The sequence below is a fragment of the Ruegeria sp. HKCCD4315 genome, assembly GCF_013112245.1.
GTDB lineage: Bacteria > Pseudomonadota > Alphaproteobacteria > Rhodobacterales > Rhodobacteraceae > Ruegeria.
Genome location: NZ_WVRN01000002.1, coordinates 411,260 through 433,760, shown reverse-complemented (window position 1 = coordinate 433,760; position 22,501 = coordinate 411,260). Strand labels below are relative to the sequence as shown.

The following is a 22,501-nucleotide window of genomic DNA, read 5'->3' as shown; positions in this document are numbered from 1 at the left end:
AAACATGTTCAAACACCTAATTGCCGCGGCGACGCTTGCCGCGATGACAGCGCCCGCAGCGTTTGCCGCTGATCTGGAAGGTCGCGTGCTCAAGATCGGGACGGACGCGACCTATCCGCCGATGGAAACCGTGGATGAAACAACCGGTGAGATTGTGGGCTTTGACGTTGACGTCATGAACGCCATTTGCGAGCGCGTGAACTGCGTTCCAAACTTCGTCAACACGGCGTGGGATGGCATCTTTGCAGCCCTTCAGCAAGGCGAGTTCGATCTGGTGATTTCGGGCGTCTCAATCACGCCGGAGCGGGAAGAAACAATGGATTTCTCCGAGCCATACATCGTTGTCAGCCAGGCGATCCTGCTTCAGGTCGACAACGAGGACATGACGTTGGACGATTTCAAGGCGGGTGGTCAGAAGCTTGCCGCACAAACCGGAACGACCAATGCGCAACTGGCCGAAGAATTGGTGGGCCGTGAGAATGTCAGCCTGTATGACAACTTCTCGGCGGCCATTCTAGCGCTGCAAAACGCAGACGTTCAGGGTGTGATTATCGATGGCACATCTGCATCCGCATACGAGCAGGAATTTGCTGGCGAACTGACGGTCGGGATAACCGGTCTGCAGTCCGACCCGCTGGGTATTGTTTTTCAGGAAGGCGACCCAACCGTCGACGCAATCAACACTGGCCTCGCCGCCATCAAGGAAGACGGCACGCTGGACAAGCTGATGGCCCAATACTGGGGCACCAACTGATCCTCTGAACACCTACAGCCCCGGCGGAGTTTATTCGCCGGGGTTTTGACTTAGCGGAGAACCCCATGTCGCGCCTGAGCTCGATCCGCCCGAGCAACCTTGTGTTGCTCGCTGCCGCGCCGTTCATCATTTACCTGTTTGCCACCTCATCCAAGTATTTGCGATCTCTGGTTGCCATCCTGGGGATCGGCAACAATGCGGGGCCTATCTTTGTCGGGTTTTTGCTGATCCTGACAACGGCGACCCTGGGCTATCTCTGCGCCCGCCACTCTCGTTTCCAGTTGCAGGCGCCAGCCTGGTTGCGTGTCTCAGCAATAGCGGCATTTCCGGTTGCGGTCGGGCTGTCGATCCTTTCCTTTGTTGCGCCTCAGATTCTTTTACCTTTCGCCGAGTCAGTGTTTTTTCATGCACTTAACGAAAACACTTCAACTTTGATTGACCGATCCAGCCAGACCTGGGTTCTGTTCCCCGAAGTGGTAAATCAGGTCCAGACAGGTTTACAGATTTTGCTGGCGATCTACGCGGTTGTCGTCGCGCTGTGCTTTGTGTCGGGTCGTCTGGCCAATCCATTGCGCAGTTTCGTGCAAATTGGGTTTGAGGTTCTGACCGGAGCTTCTTTGTTCTACCTGATGTTCATGGCCCATTGGCAATTCGCCACCGGGGTTGCGATCACGTTCCGCGCAGCGATCTTTGCTTATATCTTCGCCGCTATCCTTGGGCTTATCTGGGTTGGGCTACAGTCATTCAAACCCAAAGCGCGCACAACGATGGTCTATGGTGCGATAAGCTTGGGTCTTTTGGGCGTTTCGACCTTCTTCTTCATGCAGCCACAGGTGAATTATGTCCTTGTTGGCAGCACGGACGCCCGCATTGCCATTGTGCGCGGCACCCCGCAGGCGCAGGCAGACATTATCCGTTTCGGTGAATTCGAAGGTGGCGGAGAACAAAATTATCGCATTCGCAGCGCCACAGACGCAGCGGCGGCGCTTGAGCAAATAGAAACCGTTGACAGCGTGTCGGGGGCATTTGTCCCGGTTGAGGCGCATACTCAGGGTTATCCTGTGCTCTGGCAAACCAGCTTTTTGCCGGACAAGTTTCGCAATCCGGCGCTGGCTTTTGCAGTTTTTGGCTTTCTGCTTTTAACGCTGACCATAGGCGGAGCGCAGCATAAATTGCACCCGCTTGCCGTCGGGGCCGAGTTCTTTGTGGATACCATCCGGGGCATCCCGATGCTGGTGATCATTCTCTACATAGGTTTGCCGCTGGCCGGTGCGGTCAAGGACGCCACAGGGGGCGGCATAGACATGACGAATATGACACGCGGGATCATCGCCATCTCGGTGGGTTATTCCGCCTATATGGCCGAGATCTTCCGATCTGGAATCGAGGCGATCCCTAAAGGACAGTTGGAAGCGGGCAGTTCTCTGGGGCTGTCTCGGTGGCAAACTGCACGGCTGATCGTCCTGCCACAGGCATTGCGGATTGTGACACCGCCTTTGGGTAACGAATTCATTGCGATGATCAAGGACACCTCTTTGCTGTCGATCCTTTCGGTCCGGGACATGACCCAGAGAATGCGAGAGTTTCAAGCCGCCAGTTTCCTGCCGTTCGCCCCATTTAACACAGCGGCCATCCTTTACGTCGTGATTACATTGGGATGCGCCAGCTTCTTGAAGTGGATCGAGCGGCGCACCGCAAAGGACGATAGATGAGCAAGCTGGAACTGGGGGTTTGCTATTACCCCGAGCAATGGGATCCATCCCAATGGCGTGACGACGCCAAACGCATGGTCGAGATGGGGTTGGATTGGGTGCGGATCGCCGAATTCACCTGGGGTCTGATCGAACCCGCGCGCGGGCAATTCCGTTGGGATTGGTTGGATGAGGTGGTCGAAATTTTGGGGGATGCCGGGCTGAAGGTCATGATGTCGACCCCCACGGCCGCCCCGCCAAAGTGGCTGATCGACGAGCACCCCGAAATTCTGCCAGTCGGGCCGGACGGTCGGGTCAGAGGATATGGCGCGCGCAGGCATTACTGCTTTTCCAGCGAAATCTATTTGTCCGAAGCCCAACGGATCGCAACCGAATATGCCCGCAGGTATGGAACAAACCCTCAGGTCCACGCCTGGCAGATCGATAATGAATACAATGACCACGGTACGGTGCTTAGCTATTCAGAAGCGGCACGCATCGGATTTCGGCGCTGGCTGGAACAGCAATACGGAACTATCGACGCGTTGAATCAGACATGGGGAACAGTGTTTTGGGGATCGCTTTATTCTACGTTTGAGCAAATCGAGCTGCCAATCGGCTTGGTTGCTGCCCCGAACCCGACGCAAGCGCTGGACTTCATGCGGTATTCTTCAGACAGGGTACGTCTGTTCAACAAAGCGCAAGTCGACGTTCTGCGGAAATACGCTCCGGGCCGCGAGATCACGCACAACTTCATGGCCGGCAGTTTCGAGTTTGACCACCATGCCGTCGCTGCAGATTTGGATGTTGTCGGATTCGACAGCTATCCGTTGGGGAACCTGATGGGCTCAACCTTATCCGATGACGAAAAGCGTCGTTATCTGCGAACAGGTGCTCCAGATTATCAGGGCTTTCATTGCGATCTGTATCGCAGTCAGGGACGTGGCCGGATGTGGATTCTGGAGCAGCAACCGGGGCCGGTGGATTGGGCGGCTAAGAATCCTGCTCCGGCTGCGGGTATGGTGCGGCTTTGGACTTGGGCGGCTTATGCTCATGGGGCGCAAGCGGTTATGTTCTTTCGCTGGCGGCAAGCAAAACTTGCACAGGAACAATACCACACTGCCTTGCTGCGTTCAGATAACAGCCCGGATCAAGCCGCAACAGAACTGGCTCAGATCGTGAAAGATCGCAACGCGCTGCCCCCCGTTGAACGGTGCAAAGCCAAGGTGGCGATACTGCTGGACTATAGTTCGATCTGGGCGGCGGACATCCTGCCACATGATGAGGACTTTCCGAACGCGCATATTTTCCGAGAATGGTATGCGGGCTTGCGCCAGCTTGGCGCAGACGTCGATTTCCTCGGGCCGGAAGATGACTTGGATGGCTACGCGCTGATCCTTCTTCCTCAGAGCATGATTGTCAGTGCAAACCTTGCCGCCAGAATTTCTGATTCGGGTGCGAAACTGGTGATCGGGGCGCGGTCCGGCAGCAAAACGCCTTGGATGCATACCCCAGAAAACCTCGCACCCGGTGCTTTGGCCGCGCTGACCGGAGTTCGTGTGACCCGTGTCGAGTCTCTTCCACATTTGGCGCAAGAGACTGTGCAACTGGCCGACGGTCAACGGTTTGCTTTCTGTGGATGGCGCGAGATTGTCGAGACCAAGGAATACGTTCTTGCCCGCTTTGACAGCGCCTATTGCGACGGAAGCCCCGCGGTCGTTCGATCAGACCGGGCGATCTATTTGGCCATGATCCCTCGCGACAGATTGCTTTTGTCCATTTTGCGACAGGCAATGGAATGGGCTGGCATAAGCACTTTGGAATGCGATCCTGACATTCGTATGACCCGACGTGGTAACTTGCAATTTGCGTTCAATTTTGGGGACGTTCCGAAACACTTGCCCGATGGAGAGCACCGCACATTTTTGTTGGGCGCTGACCCAGTAGGCGCCAGGGATTTGGCTGTTTGGCAAGAAGATGTGACACCAAAAAGAACAATCTGAACGTGTTCTTGTAAGGAACTGGACTTAAGATTTCTAAAAACTGTCACTTTTGGACTGCCGTACTGACACGGAAAGTCCTATAAACAAAAAATAAAAACAAAACAGTCCATCAATGGGAGAATTCTAATGGCTGATAAATCGACTCTTTCCAGACGCTCGGTGCTAAAAAGCGCGGGCGCAGCTGCTTTGGCGGCACCGCTGTACAGCAAGAGCGCGCTGGCGTCTTCGGGTGAGATTAACATTCTGATGTGGTCGGACTATCTTCCACCCAGCTTTATCGAAGAGTTTCAGACCCTGACCGGCATCAAAGTTAACTACACCGGCATCGGTTCGAACGAAGAAATCATCAACAAGATGAAGGCCACCAAGGGCCAGGGCTTTGACATTGTCTCGCCCACCAACAACCGCTCTTTGCAGTGGGAACCTTTGGAGCTGCTGCAACCCTTTGACATGAACAAGGTTCCGATTGATCTGGTGAACCCGGCAATGGCCAAGATCGGTACTGACGCTTGGAACTTCGGCGGATCAGGCGCGCATTGGCTGCCGCATATCTGGGGCACAGAAGGCATCGCGTATCGCACCGATTTGTGGCTGCCGGAAGGTGATGCGCCGTCTTATGGCGATGTCTGGTCGGAAGAAAACGCGGGCAAGACAATGGGTCGCGCGCATTCGATGATGCTGGGTGCGGGTCTGTTCATGGAGCGTTCTGGCGAAATGGAGCCGGGCTCGGTCTGGGCTGCGTATGGTGACGAAGACACAATGCGCAAGGTCTGGGGTCAGATCACTGACTGGTGCATCGCGCGGAAGGATCGTATCAAATTGATCTGGAATGACGCCGATACGCAGAAGAACGGTCTGCTGAACGAAGGTGTGATCGTTGGCCAAACTTGGGACGGCCCGCCACTGGCGCTGAAGTCCGCCGGCGAGCCAGTGCACTACCAGGCGCCTGTCGAAGGTGCGATGGCCTGGGTTGACGGTATGTCGATTCCAACAGGTGCTGCGAATATCGATCAGATCTACGCATTCATTGACTTTGCCTATCAGGCGAAACCTGCTGGTGTTGCTATCGACAGCCACGGCTACAACTCGCCGGTTCTGGGTGCCGATCAATATTCGGGCGACACTTACAAGAAGAACTTTGCCGAAGCCTATCCGGGGGACTCGCTGGCCAACCTCAACCCGTGGCCGGCCGAAGCGCCTTGGTATGCTGAAACACGGACCGAGTTCGTCAACAAGTTCAAAAGCGCTTAACCGCTTAGAAAAACGGCCCTCCGCAAACCGCGGGGGGCCACAATCTGCGCGCCGTCCCGGCGTGACGGAAAGCAATGTGGTGTGACGACAATGCGCGCCTCAGGGAGATACCTAAAATGAGTGCAGGGGTCGGCGTCGATCTTGAAAACCTGTGGATCCGCTTTGGTGATTTCGTCGCTGTGCGGGACGCGAATGTGAACATCAACGGGGGCGATTTCTTTTCGTTTCTCGGGCCATCGGGCTGTGGCAAAACGACGATCCTGCGCGCCGTTTCAGGTTTTCTGGAGCCCAGTGAAGGCAAAGTGCTGATCGGCGGCAATGACATGCGTGGCATCGGCCCTAACAAGCGACCCACGGCGTTGATCTTTCAGAACCTGGCGTTGTTTCCGCTGATGAAAGTGTGGGAAAACATTACTTTTTCGATGGAAATTAAAGGCGCCAGTGCAGCCGAACGTCGTAAGCGAGCCGATGAGCTTCTGGACATGATCGCGCTGCCGGGACAGGGCGACAAACTGCCCAGCGAACTGTCCGGTGGCCAACGCCAACGTGTGGCCATTGCTCGTGCGCTCTGCGCTGAGCCTGATGTTTTGCTGTTAGATGAGCCGCTGTCGGCACTGGACCTGAAACTGCGTCAGCACATGCGGACCGAGCTGCGTGAGATTCAGCAGCGCGTGGGCATCACCTTTATCTACATCACCCACGATCAGGGTGAGGCGCTCACCATGTCGGACAACATCGCGGTCATGCGTGCAGGCGTGATTGATCAGATTGCGGATGGCAAAACTATTTACAACGACCCGAACACCGCGTTTGCCGCCTCTTTTGTTGGCGAAAACAACGTATTCCGCGGTAAAATTAAACAAGTCATGGGAAATGAGGCGCTGATTGCGACCAACCGATCGGGCGAACTGGTGGCGCGCATTTCAACAGCCAATCAGGGCAAGATGAAAGAAGGCGACGACGCAATGATGTTCGTGCGCCCAGAAGCCTTTACCATCGCTCCGGATGGCAGCACCGGGGACCATTTCGTGACCGCCCGGGTTAAGCACGAGGAGTTCGAAGGAAACGTCTTCAATATCTTCACCGAAGGCGATGGTGGCAAAGAGATCAAAGTGTCTCTGCCAAACCTCGGACAGTCCTTTGAAGACCACACCGGCCAGACTATCACGCTGGAATACGAGACCCGCAATGCGGTTCTGGTGCCAGCGGGTGAACTGGCCGCAGAGTAGGGGTGTAGCAGATGCCCCAGTTTCTAAAAGAATTCTTCAACCGCAATGGCACGGGCATGGGGTTGGCGATCTTGGGTCTGGTTCTGTTTTGGACCATCGGCCTGATTATCCTACCGCAGCTATCGATGCTGGACTTTTCGTTCCGTCCGAACCTTCCGCCGCCCGAGATCGGCGGCCCCAAGGACGTCTATACGCTTGAGAACTACAAGTATCTGATTTACGGCCCGGAAGGTGGCAGTCAGGACTACAACACAGTCGATCTGAGGGTGTTTTTCCGCACCCTTGTCGCAGCAGTTTGTGTGACGATCTTCAACCTGATTATCTGCTATCCAATCGCCTATTACCTTGGGCAATCCGAAGGCAGCCATATCCGCATCTTTGCGATCATGCTGATCATCCCCTACTGGATCAACGAAATCCTGCGGGCTTTTGCCCTGCGGATCATCTTTGGTGAAACCGGAGTGCTGAACACGTTGTTCATGGGCTTGGGAATCTGGGATACGCCGTTTGATTTTATCCGAAACGACATCGCGCTCTATGCCGGTCTGGGTTACGCCTATATCCTTCTGATGGTCTTCCCGATGTATAACGTCATAGAAAGTCTCGATAAAAACCAGATCGAGGCCGCCCGTGACCTGGGTGCGCCGTGGTGGCGGATTCACTGGCGTGTGGTCATTCCTTATGCGAAGCCGGGGATCAGTTCAGGCTGTACCATGGTTTTCATGCTCAGTGCCGGTGCGCTGGCCGCACCTCAGATTCTGGGCGGACCGTCGTCGCTTTGGTTCACGCAGCTGATTTATCAGCAGTTCAACGACAACAATGACTGGCCTCAGGGTGCCGCCTACGCCATCGTTCTGTTGGTGACGTGTATCCTGTTCGTGCTGGCAGTCATGCGCCTGTTCAAGGTGAACATGGGGGATATCGGGAAATGAACAATTCCTTCCTCCGTATAAGCGTCTGGGCATATCTGGCGATCTTCTTCCTGTATCTGCTGGGACCGCTTGTGATCATGTCGATCACCGCGTTCAACTCATCCGGTTTCCCAAGGATGAGCCCATGGGAATGCCTGACCTTCCAGTGGTTTGGTGAGTTGTTTCAGGACCAACGTATCCTGAACGGCATCAAGAACTCGGTGATTGTCGGTCTGGGGACAGTGATCCTGTCGGTAGCAATGGGACTGGCGGGCGCGTTGATGCTGACGCAGATCTGGCCCAAGCTGCGCGCGACCTACTATACTATCGTCATTGCGCCAATCCTGATCCCCGGTGTGGTTCTGGGTATCTCGACTCTGGTGTTCTGGGACCGGATCAACCGGATGCTGGGGTTGGGTGCAGATAGCTTTCTGTCGAACGGTATCTTCCTGACGGTGATCGGCCAGTCCACCTTTATCGCAAGCTATTGCATGCTGGTGCTGGTGGCGCGATTGCAGCGCTACGATATTGCCCTGACCGAAGCAGCATTGGACCTTGGGGCCAGCCACGCACAGGCGTTCCGCAAGATTTTGCTGCCGTTCATGCGCCCGGCGATTGCCTCGGCGGCGGTGCTGGCATTCCTCGCTTCGTTCGAGAACTACAACACCACCACCTTTACGTTTGGTGAATACCCGACGTTGACAATCGAGCTGGCCCAAAAAGTTCGCTATGGTATCACACCCGCGATTTCAGCGCTGGCGTTCATTATTGTGGCATTAACGGTGTTCTTTGCTTTGCTGAATGAAGCGAAACTCAAGCGTCAGGAACTGGTGGCAGCGGCGCGCAAGAACGCAACGGTTGAGGAACTGGCAGGCAAGATCAAATTGCCCAGCTTCTTTGCTGGAAACGCAGCTGCGGTTCTGGTGGTTGTTTTTGCGATTGCAACGATCACGGTTGTCGGCACCGCAACGGCCTACGACCCTGGTCAGTGCATTGCTGACGTACGCGAGCAGAAACAGCTGGAGGCCGAACAGCGCATTCAGCAACTGCGCGAGCAACGCGAAGAGCGCCGCAAGCAGCGCGAAGCCGAAGAAGCCGAACAGGGCGGGGCACAGTCCACGCCGAAGCCGTCGAACAACAGTGGCTTTGGAAACGTGTTTGCCCCCAACTCTCTGGGCGGAGACGAAAGCGACGATGGTTCGTCCGAGGCCGACCCGGCCCCATCGAACAACAGCGGGTTCGGCAACGTCTTCGACCCCAACAGCCTGCAAAACGACGACTAACTTTGCCGGTTGATAGCCAAGGCATCCGCCCGGATCAGGATCAACCCTGTCCGGGCGGATTGCGTTTCAGGATGGCGACATCGCAGCCTTGAACAGTTTGCCCATTCCAGATCACCGGGTTTGCGTTGTAGTTGATCAGAAACACATGATCAGCTGTCTCGCGCATCCTCAGGCCTTGAGGCATGGCCTGCACGCTCAACCCTGTGTGCCTTGCCGCCATCGCAATGACCCGATCCCAAAGCTGTTCGTCAGGAAACCCCGCCAGATACCAAACCCTGTTTTCCCCTTTGAGCGCGGCTGCCCCATCTTCGAAATTCAGCATGTCCGTGGCGGAACCTGACAGTCGATCAACCCAGTGCAACGCCGCGCCACCGCCGTTAACAGGTCGCTCAACCGTCGGAGGAAGCGTTTCGACCAGATCGACGTCACAGTCCAATGCACTCAATCCGGGGCGGCCATTCTCGGGAATTTGGAAATCGCCCGTTATGGCACCACTTCGGGGGCCAAGGATGGCGAGTTTACATGCCGATTGCAGACGGCTCTCCAAATCCTGACCAAGCGTCGCCAGACCCGGCGCAAGGATCAGATCGTATTTTCCTGAGAGGTCATGAGTAGATACGAAATCCACCGACATCCCCACGCGGCGCAGCGCGCGATAGGCCGAGAGGACCAATCGAAAGTAATCAAACCCGGCCCCCTGCGGCTGAGTGGCCCATGCCCAGTCCGATGCATAGTCGAACACGATAGCCACCTTGGCTTGCTCTTGCCGCACTTCACCCAATTCTGACAGTGCATCTGCGGTTTGGCGGGCTTCGGTCAAAGCAGGCGCGGGGCGGTTATTCGGCGTCAACAAGCCTGCGTGCATCTGCTCTTGCGCGAAGGGGGCTTGTCGCCAACGAAAATAGCTCACCACTTCAGCGCCATGAGCAACGGCCTCAAGAGACCACAGCCGTACCATTCCGGGAAGGGGCGCCGGGTTATAAGGCGCCCAGTTTACGGGACCGGGTTGCTGTTCCATCACCCACCAACGTCCGCGTCCGACGGCCCTGTAAAGGTCATGATGAAACGCCTGCATATCCGGATCGCCTTGCTGCAGAAAAGCGACCTTGTGCCCGTCGTCATCTTCCAGCCGATCCGACAAAAACCCAATTGGGTAACTGTCCCAGGTGGCGATATCCAAATCTGCGCCGACCTCGAAGTGATCGAAATCCAGAACGCGGCCCATGTAATTGTGCAGCAGCGGGACGTCGGTCAGCTGCCGCAAGACGTCAACCTGAGCCTTGTTGAACGCCACAACCTGATCCGAGCTGAACCGCCGGAACGCCAAAACGTGGGCCGGGTTCGGTTCGGTCACGGTTTGATTGGGCAGGTCGATCTCATCGAAGCTGGCGTATTCCATCGACCAAAACACATTGCCCCATGCAGTGTTGAGCGCTTCGATCGACCCGTATTGTTTCGCAAGCCATTGTCGGAACGCGTGCAGAGCAGGGGCACTGTAGCTGACCGTCGTGTCATGGCACCCATATTCGTTGTCGATCTGCCATGCGGCCACGTGTGGGTTGTGGCCATATCGCTCGCCCATGATACGGGCAATGCGTGAGCATTCATCGACATAGCCTTGATGGCTAAAGCAATAATGCCGCCGCGACCCAAACTTGCGTGGGTGCCCCTGTTCATCCACGGCAAGCATATCCGGGTGTTTATCCACCATCCAGCGGGGCGGTGTCGCCGTTGGCGTGCCCAGCACGACCTTCAAGCCAGCGGAACCAAGTGTTTCGATCGCACGGTCCAGCCAATCGAGTTGCAAATGTCCCGGCTGAGGTTCCATACGGCTCCATGCAAACTCACCGATCCGAACCCAGGTCAGGCCGGTGCCGATCATGCGTGCGGCGTCCTCCGCCCACATCGCCTCGGGCCAATGTTCGGGATAATAGCAAACGCCAAGTTCCGGCTTCATAAAATGACCCTGTGTTCTGCCCGACCCCGCCCGGCATTCAGCGCGGCAAAGGTCTTTCCGTTGTTTGGTTGCGCTTCGATTTCGTCAGCGCTCAACCCCTGACGTGCTGTTGTGCAGAAAAGGGTGCTCAGATCACTGCCGCCAAAAGCCGGGCAGGAAGTGTGCGCTGCGTCCATTGCCACAGCGCTTAGGAATTGTGCATCAGGAGTGTAGCACGCAACCCGGCTGGCACCCCATTGGGCAATCCAGACGTTGCCAGCGGCATCAACCACAGCACCGTCGGGGTTCAACCCTTCGGCCCGAAGGTCCAGAAAGACCGTATGATCCCCTTCAGGCCAACCGGTTTCCGCGTCCAGCTTCCAACGCCGAACCTGCCCTGTCACGGTATCGCAAAAATATGCAACCGACCGATCCGGAGCAAAACAGATTGCGTTTGAGATTGTCACATCCGCAACCAAACACCTCAACGCGCCTTTCCAGAACCGATAGATCGATCCTGCCCCGGGTTCGGCTTCCTTCCCCATCGTTCCGATCCAGAAGCCACCCCAAGGATCAGCGCGGCCATCATTTGAGCGGGTCACATGATTGTCTGCCTCCAATGGCGTGATCAGGCTGCGGTCCGTAGTGTTGAGGTCAAAACGCCAAAGCCCCGTTTCCGACGCCAGAACCAGCGTATCGCGGTCTACCCACCCGGCGGCCGAGACATGTTCATCAAATGCCCAGCTATGCGGTTCTTGCCCGTCACGGGTCATCAGGCGTTTGCCGATGATGTCAAACCAATACAACTGTTGCCGCTCGGGGTGCCACAAAGGGCCTTCGCCCAGTTCGCAGGGGCGATCATCGAAAACAGTGCTCATCCCGCCGCCTTGTCATAGGCGGCAACGATCTGGTGGGCGCGATCAGCGATCTCGGTCACGTCCATCCCAGGTTTATACAGCGCCGATCCGATCCCGAACCCATCCGCACCGGCCTTGATCCACTGATCGAAATTCTCAGGTCCCGCACCACCTACGGCAAAGACCAGCGCACCGTCAGGCAAAACCGGGCGTAATGCGGCCAGTCCGGCAGGGCCTGCCATCACTCCGGGAAACAGCTTCAATCCTGTGGCCCCGGCCTTAAGGGCCCCGAATGCTTCGGTCGGGGTGTAGATACCCGGCCAGCTTTGCAGCCCCAAGGCAACCGAACGTCCGATCACGTCAGCATCATAGTTTGGGGACACGATCAGTTTGCCCCCGGCAGCGGAAACAGCTTCAACCTGATCGACTGACATTACAGTGCCAGCGCCAATCAAAGCCTGATCCCCGAATGACCCGGCCAGAATGGCGATGCTGTCTAATGGGTTGGGCGAGTTGAGCGGTACTTCGATCCGGTCAATCCCTGCGTCAAGTATCGCGTGCCCAACGGCTTCGGCCTCTGACGGATTAAGCCCTCGAAGAATGGCGATGATGGGACGGCTCATGAATTCACCTTGTCTTTGGCCAGCGCAAGCCCTGCCAGCGTTGCCGCAGTGGCATTTTCAGTTTCGACAAACGCGCCCTGCAATTTCAGCGCAGTTGCATAAATCTGCGATACACCGTCGGCACCAATGACAGCCAATTGTTGCCCCAACCAATAGGGTCGGGTGGCGGCCAGCTCGGCACCGATCAGCAACCCCGAAAGCTGCGCGCGCGCGGTGCCTTTGTCCTGTCCTTGCAATAAGTCTGCGGCGCGTAGACCGAATAAGCGTGCTGCCAGTTGTTCGGGCTTGGACAGTGTATCTGCAACGGCGTCCACAAATGCCTTATTATCCCAACCTTCGCAAACCGAGTGCCGGAGCACCGATTGCCCTGACAACAGGTCGAACATCTCTCCCGTCATAAACGTCCGAAAGCTGACAACTTCGCCCGCGCTGACTTGAACCCATTTCGTATGGGTTCCAGGCAAGCAGATCACCCCATCCCAATTCTGACGAGTGGCAAGAAATCCTGCGATCTGCGTTTCTTCGCCCCGCATAACGTCCGGTGGTGTTACCTGTTTCAACCCTGGCACGACAAAAGCGCGGATGCGCCGATCAGTGTCTGGAACTTGAACCGGCGCACCAGGCAGAGGTTGGGTTGGAACAGCGCCATAAGGTGCTTCGACCCAGCCTTGCCGTGCTCCGACCATACCGCAGGCAATCACATCGATGCGTGTATCTGTAAGCCACGTTTCAATGAGATCCAGCAATGCCGCTTGAAATCCACCTTTGCCAACATGAGCCATACCAGCACCGGACTGCGCCTGATCCAGAACCTCAGTCCCCTGCATAGCCCAAGCCCGCAGATGAGAGGTGCCCCAATCAACAGCGATCCAATCTGCTTTCATCCCATCACCCCGTTACAACAACGCCACCGTCAATGACCATGCATTGACCGGTCATCGCGCGGCTGGCCTTAGACGCGAGAAACAAGGTGGGTGCAATCATATCGTCAGGTGTCAGATGCTCTTTCAGGCATTGCCGATCCAGATGTGCAGCCAAATCCTCGGGCGTGGCCCACATGTCCAATTGTTTCTGCGTCAGGACCCAGCCGGGGGCCAGCGCGTTGACCCGGATGTTCTGCGGCCCAAGTTCGCGCGCCAAGGAGCGTGTCATACCGGTAATTCCGGCATTTGATGTCGTGTAGATTGGATAACCTGCGTTGCCCATCATGTAGCTGATCGAGCTGAAATTTATAATCGCTCCGCCTTCTTTCATCTGCCGGGCCGCTTCCTGACAGGCGAAGTAATACGCTTTCAAGTTGACTTCGATCATCCAGTCCCAGAACTCTGGCGTTGTTTCGTCCAAGGCGTGCCGCTGATCGTTGGCCGCGTTGTTGACCAACACGTTCAAGGGTCCATGCGCCTCAGCTGCTTTTTGCATAGTAGCGTGCAGCAGTTCGGTGTCAGTCATGTCACCCTGCATGAACAGGGGGGCGCGGCCATGTTTGTCGCGCATCTCTTCGACAAACGCATTGGCATCCGAGCGACCGATGAAGGCCACGTTAGCACCCTGAGTCATGAAACCATCGGTTAGCGTCGCGCCGACGCCTGAGCCACCGCCTGTGATGTAAACGGACGCCCCGTTCAGGTCGTGAAATGTTGCTGGTTGTGGCATCAGTGGCTCTCTCTGGTCACAAGGCGTGTGTCTTTGCCCACAAGGAAATCAAGGTCGGCCCCCTGATCGGCTTGCAGAACGTGGTCGATATAAAGTTTCGCATAACCGCGGGTATAGTGAGGTTCGTCCGGTTGCCACGCGGTGCGGCGCGCGTCCAGTTCCACTGCATCAACCAGCAATTCCATCTCACCCTTGCTGGCCGAGATACGAATGCGGTCGCCGGTTTTCACCAGTGCCAATGTACCACCGGCTTGCGCCTCCGGGCTGACATGCAGAATGACGGTGCCATAGGCGGTTCCGGACATGCGCGCGTCCGAGATGCGGATCATGTCACGCACACCTTCTTTCACCAGCTTGGCCGGGATCGGCATGTTGCCAACTTCGGGCATTCCGGGATACCCTTTGGGGCCGCAGCCCTTCAGAACCAGAATAGTTTCGGGTGTGACGGGCAAGTCATCCCGGTCGATATTGGCTTTCAGGTCCTCAATATTTTCAAAAACATAAGCCTCGGCTTCCGTTTCCAGAAGTTCATCTGTCGCCGCCGAAGGCTTCACGATGGCCCCGTTGGGCGCCAAGTTGCCTCGCAAGACGCGCAGACCGGCGGCAGGTTTCACCGGATCGTTGAAAGGGCGGATGACGTCCGTGTTGAAGCACTCGGCCCCTTCGTAATGGGCTGAAATGTCCTTGTTCAACACGGTTTTTGCCGGGCGAAGGAAGGGTTTAAGCTCGTTCAACACGACGGGAACCCCGCCTGCGTAGCAGAAGTCCTCCATCAGGTATTTGCCCGAAGGCATACAGTTCACCAACAGGGGAATTTCCGATCCGATCTCAAAATCCTTGAGTGTCAGATCAACGCCTACACGGCCTGCCAGAGCCAACAGATGAACGACGGCGTTGGTAGACCCACCCACGGCGGCATTGGCCAGAATGGCGTTTTCAAAAGCTTCTTTGGTCAGAATGTCTGAGGGTTTCAGGTCTTCGTCCACCATCTCGACGATCCTTTTGCCGGTCAGATGCGCCAGCGCCATACGGCGGGCATCCACGGCAGGCAGGGCAGCATTGGTAGGCAGGGACATACCCATCGCCTCAACCAGCGATGCCATAGTGGAGGCTGTTCCCATTGTCATGCAAACGCCTGCACTGCGAGACATGCCGGATTCGGCGTTCATGAAGTCCTGCAGGGTCATTTCTCCAGCACGGACGGCTTCCGAGAATTTCCAAACATCTGTGCCCGAGCCGATATCCTGCCCGCGGTACTTGCCGTTCAGCATCGGGCCAGAGCTGACCACGATTGACGGCAAATCGACCGAGGCCGCGCCCATCAACTGCCCCGGTGTTGTCTTGTCACAACCACCCAGAAGGACAACGCCGTCGATGCCGTAAGCACGAATGCTTTCTTCGACGTCCATCGCCAACAGATTGCGGAACAGCATGGCGGTCGGCTTCATCTGTGTCTCGCCCAGTGACATAACGGGGAATTCGACCGGAAAGCCACCTGCCTCCCACACGCCACGTTTGACCCCTTCGGCCAGATCGCGCAGGCCCGAATTGCAGGGGGTCAATTCCGACCACGTGTTGCAGATTCCAATGATAGGTCGCCCGTCGAAAGCGTGATCGGGAAAGCCCTGGTTTTTCATCCAGGAGCGATGAATGAACCCGTCCTTGTCGAGCTTTCCGTACCAATGCTGTGAGCGGCGTTTTGTCATTTTTGCGTTGCTTTTCTTGGCTGTGGTTGGAATTGAGTATTTCAAAAAAAGATGAAGATCAGGCGGCCCGAGCGGGGCGGCACCAATCGGGCAGCCAGTCGGCATGGGCTGTTAGCAGGTCACTCACCAGATTGCGGATTTGGCGCAGGTCGAGTTCGGCCGCGGTATGCGGATCCATCATGGCGGCGTGATAGATGTATTCGGGGTTCTGATCTATCAGAGCCCGAACGGTCAGTTCCTGCACGTTGATCTGAGTGCGCATTAAGGCAATCAGTTGCGGCGGGATATCGGTGACGACCGAAGGCTGCACACCGTTGCTGTCGACTAGGCAGGGCGTTTCAACCGCTGCGCCCGGTGGAAGTTGGGGAATTTGGCCGGTGTTGGGCAAGTTGCCATAGGCTGTGTATGGCGTATCCGTGACGACGGCGTTCATCAAGTCGGCCGCAAATTCGTGGCTGCGGATGACTTCAATGTCACGACCGTCGGTCAATGTCTTGGCCTGTTCTTTCCAGTTGGCCACCTGTTCAACACAGCGGGTCGGGTACTCGTCCAGCGGGATCGAGAATTGCTCGATCAGGTCCTGACGTCCGTCCTTGATGAACCACGGGACGTATTCCGCCAGATGTTCCGAGCTTTCAGTGCAAAAATAGCCAAGGTGATCCATGACTTCATACCGCACTTTGTTGGGGCAGCGTGGCATCAGCAGCGGGGCCTTGGGAATTTGGCCACTGGCATAACCTTGCCGCAGCGCGGGGTAGAGGTCGCGCCCCTGATGTTCGAGTTTAAGGAAAAAGGCGACGTGATTTACACCGGCAACCTTGTAGCGGAACTCGTCTTTGGGCAGGTCAAGATCGTGGGCCAGTTCTTCGACCGTATTTTGAACCGAATGGCACAAGCCAACCTGTTTCAGCGCCGGGAATTGCTCAGCCAGCGCCCAGGTGTTGATTGCCATCGGGTTCACGTATTGCAACAGTGTTGCGTTCGGGCATAGCTGCATCATGTCACGTGCGACGTCCCACAACACCGGAACCGTGCGCAACCCACGCATGATGCCGCCGACGCCCAGTGTGTCGGCAATGGTTTGGCGCAGGCCATATTGCTTGGGGATTTCGAAATCGGTGACCGTGCAGGGCTCATACCCACCGATCTGAAAGGCAGTGATGACAAAATCCGCGCCGTCCAATGCGGCGCGTCGGTCTGTATGCGTGGTAACTGTCGCACCCGTGCCGACCGAGCGGATCATGGCGCGCGCCACAGCTTCGCTTTCGGCAAGCCGCTCGGGATCAATATCCATCAGCGCAAAGTGGCTGTTTGCCAGTGCAGGGGTCAGCAGGGTGTCACCAACGATATTCTGCATGAAAATCGTGGAACCTGCACCGATAAAGGTGATCTTTGTCATCTTACAAACTCTTGGTTTGACGTTATTTTACTGCACCGAGGGTCAGGCCCGCGATGAAGTGTTTCTGCATCAGGAAGAACATGGCAACAGGCGGCAGGGCTGCGACGATCGAGCCTGCACTCATCAATTGGTAAGCAGCTCTGAACTGGGCGTTAAAACTGGTGATCCCCGCCGTAACAGGCTGGCTTTCTGCGCCTTGGGTTAGAACAACGGCCCAGAAATAGTCGTTCCAGATAAAGGTAAAGATCAGCACGCTGAGCGCAGCGATTGCAGGCTTCATCAAGGGCAAAACGACATACCAGAAGATACGGATTTCGCTGATACCCTCGACCCGCGCAGCTTCGATCAACTCGAAGGGCAGGGCGCGAATGAAGTTCCGCATGAACAGGGTGCAGAACCCTGTCTGGAACGCGATGTGGAACAGGACAAGGCCAGTTTTGGTGTTGTAGAGACCGAGTTCAAGCGTGAGATCACGGACAGGCACCATCAGAATCTGGAAGGGTACGAAGTTGCCCGCAACGAACATGAAAAAGATCCAGAGGTTCGATTTGAACTTGTAGATCCCAAGCGCAAAGCCAGTCATGCAGCTTAGCGCGACAGCTCCGATCACCGTCGGGACGGTGATCATAAACGAGTTCAACAAATAGCGCGGCATGTCCGAGTTGAAGAACACCTGCCCATAGTTGAACGCACCTTCAAAGCTTGATGGCAATCCCCAGTAATTGGCGTTTGTGAAGTCTGCGGCGGGCTTGACCGAAAACAGGGCAACCGCCAGCAATGGACCAAGCCACAGCAACAGGGCCAGTGGCAGCATGGCCTGATAGGTGATCTGCGCCGCGCGAGGTTGTTTTTCGATGGGTTTGGGAAACATTTCAGTGCCCCTTTTCTTCGCGGTACATCGACCACAGGAAGTAGGCGATGAAGCAGAGCATGATGAGGAAGAGGATCACTGCGATCGCGGCGCCATATCCCATGCGGAAGCCGTATTCAGACAGGGCAACCTCGAACATGTAGTAGGCCAGCACCCGAGATGATCCGAAGGGCCCGCCTTGGGTCATGATCGAGATTAGGTCGAAGCTGCGCAACGCGCCGATGATTGTAACTACGAAAGCGATGAAGGTGGCGGGGCGCAATTGTGGCAGGATGATATGCCACAGCATTCTCCACCCTTTTGCGCCATCCAATCGCCCGGCCTCGATCTGTTCTGGATCCACTGCGTTCAAGCCCGTCAGATACAGGATCATGCAATATGCGGTTTGCGGCCAAAGACCGGCGAAGATGATGCCATAGGTTACGAACCGTTCGTCGCCCAGCACATTCAGCGGGCCAAGGCCGAAGAAACCAAGGAATTCGTTCAAGAGCCCGAAGGTCGGGTCATAAAACCATGTAAATACAAGGCCGACGACCACCTGAGAGATCACGAACGGGAAGAAAAACAGGGACTTGTACAGGCGGATGCCCCAAACCGTCTGGTTCAGGAATAATGCAATGAACAGGCCCGCCGGAATCGCCAGAAGATAAAGGACCAGCCAGATCAGGTTGTTTTTCAGCGAGATGAAAAAAGCATCCCGATCCACCCATTCCCAATACAGGTCTTCGTAATTCCGGAACCCGACATATTCGGCTGCGCCCAAACCGTCCCATTCGTAAAGGGACAGGTTGAAGGATTGGAATACCGGGATGATCACATAGACCATGAAGAACAGCAGGCCCGGTGCCAGAAACAACCACGGCGCAATTCGCTGCTGGTTGCGGTGAAACCAGCTTTCTTGTTCTGGGATGTCGGCGGCAACGGTCATGATGGTGTTCCGGGCGATAAGGGGTGGCGGACTGAAGCCCGTCCTATATTTCAGGGGATAGGTAGGCCGGGCAATTAGCCCGGCCCGATCCGCTTAGTTGTCGTAGATGCGCTGACGGGCGCGTTCCAGTTTCGCCAGAATACGATCAGCATTGTCCGGCTTGACCATGAATTCCTGGAAGCCTTCCATCGACACTTTGGCCATTTCAGCCGGAGCATCGCGATCCCAGAACTGAGCGACACCGCCCGGACTGTTGGATGACAACATTTGGAAGCCCTGCTGCAGGAACTTGTCGTCATCCACCGAAGACTGCGCGTTCACAGGCAGCTGACCAAGGTTTGCACCATTGTTGATCTCGGTCTGCTCGTCTGCCGAAACCACAAAGCGCAGGAACTCACGTGCGGCTTCTTTGTTGGACGCATTGGCCGGGATGTGGAACGTGTCTGTCGGAGCGTCTTCGGCCAATTCGACGTCGGGATTGATGGAAACGAACTGGTAGAAGTCCAGTTGATCATCCGTCAGCCCCGCATCACGCAACGGCGCAACGGCGAAGTTGCCCATCAGGTAAGCAGCGGCTTCGCCATTGACCATGAAGGGCAGGGCCTCTTGCCAGCTATAGGTCTGGTGGTTGTCGATGAACGCACCCATGTCGATCAGCTGTTTCCAGTTGGCGAAGGTCTGTTTGACTCGATCATCTTCCCAGCTGATTTCGCCATTGGCGAGCTGGTTGTGGAAGTCAAACCCGTTGGTGCGCATGTTCAGGTAGTCGAACCAGCCACCGGCGGTCCACAGGAACTTGGTGCCGATGGTATAGCAGGCGCGACCTGAATCGACGATCTTCTGGCAGTTGGCCAGTTCTTCTTCCCAGGTCGTCGGCTCGCTCAAGCCCAGCTCATCAAAGATGTCTTTGCGGTAATAAACACCCCACTGATAGTAGGTGTATGGCACACCCCACTGCTTGCCATCGATGGTCATCGCGCCTTTGGTCGAAGCCAGGTTCTCGGCAATTTCAGGCTCGGCCCACAGGTCTGATACGTCTTCAAACAGGCCAGCCTCAACATACGGCTTCATGCGATTGGCGGCGTACCAAGTGGCCACGTCCGGAGTGTCGGCCGTAAGGAAATTGCGGATCTGCGTTTTATAAGCTTCGCGGTCGATCACGGTGGTTTCGATTTCCAAACCTGGATGCTGTTCCGCAAACCGCTCGATCATCGCTTCCATCGTCGCACGCGGCGCCGGGTTAGACGTGTCCAGGAAAATGCGCAGCTCTCCGGTCAGTTCCGCAGCTGCTGGCGCCGCCATTGCGACGCCAAGCGCCAGCGCAGCCGTTGTGCGCTTGAAAGTGGAATACATGGTCTCCTCCCTGTTGCTCCCATGTGAGGTTCCAAATATTGAAACCAAGTTTTATATATTGAAAACTACACATCGACTCGGTTAGTCTTGTCAAGACCCATCGAGAGGAAGCGATGGAAAGCGGAGGAGAACACAGGCCCGTGTCAGGTGATGGAACCATAGGCAAAGCATGTGACGTGTTGGATCACGTCGCGGCTTTTCAACGCCCTGTGCGGTTTTCTGAACTGCTGGACAGCAGTGCCTTTCCCAAGGCAACGCTCTACCGATTCCTTCAATCCCTGACGAATCAGGGAATGTTGTCTTACGACCCGGACAGACAAACCTATGCGCCTGGAATGAGGTTGGTTCGGCTGGCCCATGCCGCATGGACACAAAGTTCTCTGGCGCCGATTGCTCGCCCGTTTCTTGATGGGCTGAGCCGGGAAACCGGGGAAACCGTGCACCTGGCACAGCTCGATTCGGGGCAAGTCCTGTATGTCGACAAACGCAATGCGGCGCAGCCCATAGAAATGTATTCGCAAGCTGGCAAAGTCGGCCCAGCTTACTGCACCGGGGTCGGCAAGGCGATGATGGCGTTTTTAGAGGAAGACGCGCTGAACAGGGTGATTTCTCAGCAAAGCTATCACCGTTTCACCGAAAAAACCCTGACTTCCGAACAAGCGCTGCGCGAAGATCTTGATAGGATAAGAACCCGGGGATTTGCGGTAGACGACGAAGAACACGAACCCGGCATCATATGTATCGCCTGCCCGGTATTGACGTCGAACAATCGAATGCTGGGCGCGATTTCCGTGACAGGCTCGACGGAACGGATGAATTTCAAACAACTCGAAGCCTGGGTGCCGCGTCTACGCCGCGTGGCTGAACAGATCGGGGCCGAAGCGCAGGCATGGCGCTTTCCCGAAACAGGTCCAAACCATAGCAATGACAGGATGCAAGTGACATGACAGGAGTAACTCTGAACCAGGCGATCAAGCGGTATGGTCAGACGCAGGTCATTCACGGGATCGACCTGCAGATCGACGATGGTGAGTTCTGCGTTTTTGTTGGCCCCTCGGGATGCGGCAAGTCCACTTTGTTGCGCATGATTGCGGGGCTTGAAGAGACCTCGGAAGGTCAGATTCACATCGGTGCGCGGGACGTCACGCATATGGACCCTGCAAAACGTGGGGTCGCGATGGTGTTTCAAACTTATGCGCTTTACCCGCACATGACGGTTGCCGAAAACATGGGGTTCGGCCTGCGTATGAACGGTGTCGCAAAACCCGAGATTGATAAGAAGGTTCAGGAAGCTTCGAACATTCTGAAACTGGATCAATACCTCAAGCGTAAACCCAAGGCTCTGTCAGGGGGTCAACGGCAGAGGGTTGCAATCGGTCGGGCCATTGTTCGCGGACCAGAGGTTTTTCTGTTTGATGAACCCTTGTCGAACCTGGACGCCGAGTTGCGGGTCGAGATGCGGGTCGAGATCGCGCGTCTACATCAGGAAATCGGCGCTACCATGATTTACGTGACACACGACCAGGTAGAAGCGATGACTATGGCCGACAAAATCGTAGTCCTGCGCGATGGTCGTATCGAGCAGGTGGGTGCCCCAATGGACCTCTACCGAGATCCCGACAACCGCTTTGTTGCCGGCTTTATTGGCTCACCCGCGATGAACTTCCTGGAATGTGAGTATGCCGATGGGCACGTTACCCATCCTGCCCTGGCTCAGCCATTGCCGATCACTGCAACGGTTCCTGCCGGACAGAGCAAAGTAACTTTGGGGATGCGCCCGGAACATATCCAGATCGACCGGTCGGCGGAGATCTGCACAGTGGATCTAACCGAGGCATTAGGGGGCGTTTCCTATTCCTATCTGCTGACACCAAATGGCGACAAACTGATTGTCGAGGAGCGGGACGATCAACGCAGCAAAACGGGTGACCGGATCGGCATTTCAATCCTGCCCGAACGCGCCATGGTGTTCGACCCCGAGACAGGGCAAAGGTTTCGGTAGCGTTTTAACGTTTGGCTGATCCGCAACGCTTGTTTGCTGCCTTCAAAGCAA

19 protein-coding genes are annotated in these 22,501 nt (G+C 56.1%); 9 read left to right on the top strand and 10 right to left on the bottom strand.

Features of this window, described 5'->3' with window-relative positions; translation table 11 throughout:
• The first annotated feature begins 4 nt into the window (after positions 1-4).
• From GS646_RS19875 to GS646_RS19845, 7 genes are all read left to right on the top strand, one after another.
• Positions 5-754 carry a basic amino acid ABC transporter substrate-binding protein gene (locus GS646_RS19875; protein WP_171185470.1) on the top strand — a complete coding sequence of 250 codons (750 nt, stop codon included), beginning with the start codon at positions 5-7 and terminating at the stop codon, positions 752-754.
• 65 nt (positions 755-819) lie between these two features.
• Positions 820-2,466 carry an amino acid ABC transporter permease gene (locus tag GS646_RS19870; RefSeq protein WP_171647195.1) on the top strand — a complete coding sequence of 549 codons (1,647 nt, stop codon included), beginning with the start codon at positions 820-822 and terminating at the stop codon, positions 2,464-2,466.
• On the top strand, positions 2,463-4,448 hold the full coding sequence (locus GS646_RS19865) for a beta-galactosidase (RefSeq protein ID WP_171185473.1): 1,986 nt from the start codon (positions 2,463-2,465) through the stop codon (positions 4,446-4,448). Before GS646_RS19870 ends, GS646_RS19865 begins: the two co-directional genes overlap by 4 nt.
• A 126-nt stretch (positions 4,449-4,574) precedes the next feature.
• A complete protein-coding gene (locus GS646_RS19860; protein WP_171094786.1) occupies positions 4,575-5,699 on the top strand; it encodes an extracellular solute-binding protein in 1,125 nt (374 codons plus the stop codon).
• 116 nt (positions 5,700-5,815) lie between these two features.
• Entirely contained in the window at positions 5,816-6,928 is a 1,113-nt protein-coding gene (locus tag GS646_RS19855; protein WP_171094784.1) for an ABC transporter ATP-binding protein, read from the top strand.
• Between the two features lie 11 nt (positions 6,929-6,939).
• On the top strand, positions 6,940-7,860 hold the full coding sequence (locus tag GS646_RS19850; RefSeq protein ID WP_171185474.1) for an ABC transporter permease: 921 nt from the start codon (positions 6,940-6,942) through the stop codon (positions 7,858-7,860).
• Entirely contained in the window at positions 7,857-9,122 is a 1,266-nt protein-coding gene (locus GS646_RS19845; RefSeq protein WP_171647197.1) for an ABC transporter permease, read from the top strand. Before GS646_RS19850 ends, GS646_RS19845 begins: the two co-directional genes overlap by 4 nt.
• Positions 9,123-9,162: 40 nt before the next feature.
• On the opposite strand, the gene GS646_RS19840 is transcribed toward GS646_RS19845, so the two are convergent.
• The 10 genes from GS646_RS19840 to GS646_RS19795 form a co-directional block, all read right to left on the bottom strand.
• The gene (locus GS646_RS19840; protein WP_171185478.1) at positions 9,163-11,079 is read right to left on the bottom strand and encodes a beta-galactosidase; all 1,917 of its coding nucleotides are present in this window, start codon (positions 11,077-11,079) and stop codon (positions 9,163-9,165) included.
• Complete coding sequence (locus GS646_RS19835) at positions 11,076-11,936, bottom strand: SMP-30/gluconolactonase/LRE family protein (RefSeq protein ID WP_171185480.1); 861 nt, start codon at positions 11,934-11,936, stop codon at positions 11,076-11,078. The genes GS646_RS19840 and GS646_RS19835 overlap by 4 nt, the downstream gene beginning before the upstream one ends.
• Complete coding sequence (locus tag GS646_RS19830) at positions 11,933-12,538, bottom strand: 2-dehydro-3-deoxy-6-phosphogalactonate aldolase (RefSeq protein ID WP_171185482.1); 606 nt, start codon at positions 12,536-12,538, stop codon at positions 11,933-11,935. Before GS646_RS19830 ends, GS646_RS19835 begins: the two co-directional genes overlap by 4 nt.
• Positions 12,535-13,422, bottom strand: coding sequence for a 2-dehydro-3-deoxygalactonokinase (locus tag GS646_RS19825; protein ID WP_171185483.1), 888 nt, complete (start codon positions 13,420-13,422; stop codon positions 12,535-12,537). Before GS646_RS19825 ends, GS646_RS19830 begins: the two co-directional genes overlap by 4 nt.
• A gap of 4 nt (positions 13,423-13,426) precedes the next feature.
• The gene (locus GS646_RS19820) at positions 13,427-14,191 is read right to left on the bottom strand and encodes an SDR family NAD(P)-dependent oxidoreductase (protein ID WP_171647199.1); all 765 of its coding nucleotides are present in this window, start codon (positions 14,189-14,191) and stop codon (positions 13,427-13,429) included.
• On the bottom strand, positions 14,191-15,897 hold the full coding sequence (locus tag GS646_RS19815; protein WP_171647201.1) for an IlvD/Edd family dehydratase: 1,707 nt from the start codon (positions 15,895-15,897) through the stop codon (positions 14,191-14,193). Before GS646_RS19815 ends, GS646_RS19820 begins: the two co-directional genes overlap by 1 nt.
• A gap of 58 nt (positions 15,898-15,955) precedes the next feature.
• Positions 15,956-17,296, bottom strand: coding sequence for an alpha-glucosidase/alpha-galactosidase (locus tag GS646_RS19810; RefSeq protein WP_171185486.1), 1,341 nt, complete (start codon positions 17,294-17,296; stop codon positions 15,956-15,958).
• 22 nt (positions 17,297-17,318) lie between these two features.
• On the bottom strand, positions 17,319-18,167 hold the full coding sequence (locus GS646_RS19805; protein ID WP_171094761.1) for a carbohydrate ABC transporter permease: 849 nt from the start codon (positions 18,165-18,167) through the stop codon (positions 17,319-17,321).
• Between the two features lies 1 nt (position 18,168).
• Entirely contained in the window at positions 18,169-19,095 is a 927-nt protein-coding gene (locus GS646_RS19800) for a carbohydrate ABC transporter permease (protein ID WP_171094759.1), read from the bottom strand.
• Positions 19,096-19,188: 93 nt separating this feature from the next.
• Positions 19,189-20,448: an ABC transporter substrate-binding protein gene (locus GS646_RS19795; RefSeq protein ID WP_171185487.1), complete on the bottom strand. Its 1,260-nt coding sequence runs from the start codon at positions 20,446-20,448 to the stop codon at positions 19,189-19,191.
• Between the two features lie 140 nt (positions 20,449-20,588).
• Between GS646_RS19795 and GS646_RS19790 the strand changes: the two genes are divergently transcribed.
• Both GS646_RS19790 and GS646_RS19785 read left to right on the top strand, forming a co-directional pair.
• Positions 20,589-21,395 carry an IclR family transcriptional regulator gene (locus GS646_RS19790; RefSeq protein ID WP_171185723.1) on the top strand — a complete coding sequence of 269 codons (807 nt, stop codon included), beginning with the start codon at positions 20,589-20,591 and terminating at the stop codon, positions 21,393-21,395.
• The gene (locus GS646_RS19785; RefSeq protein ID WP_171185488.1) at positions 21,392-22,450 is read left to right on the top strand and encodes an ABC transporter ATP-binding protein; all 1,059 of its coding nucleotides are present in this window, start codon (positions 21,392-21,394) and stop codon (positions 22,448-22,450) included. The genes GS646_RS19790 and GS646_RS19785 overlap by 4 nt, the downstream gene beginning before the upstream one ends.
• The last annotated feature ends 51 nt before the right edge of the window (positions 22,451-22,501 follow it).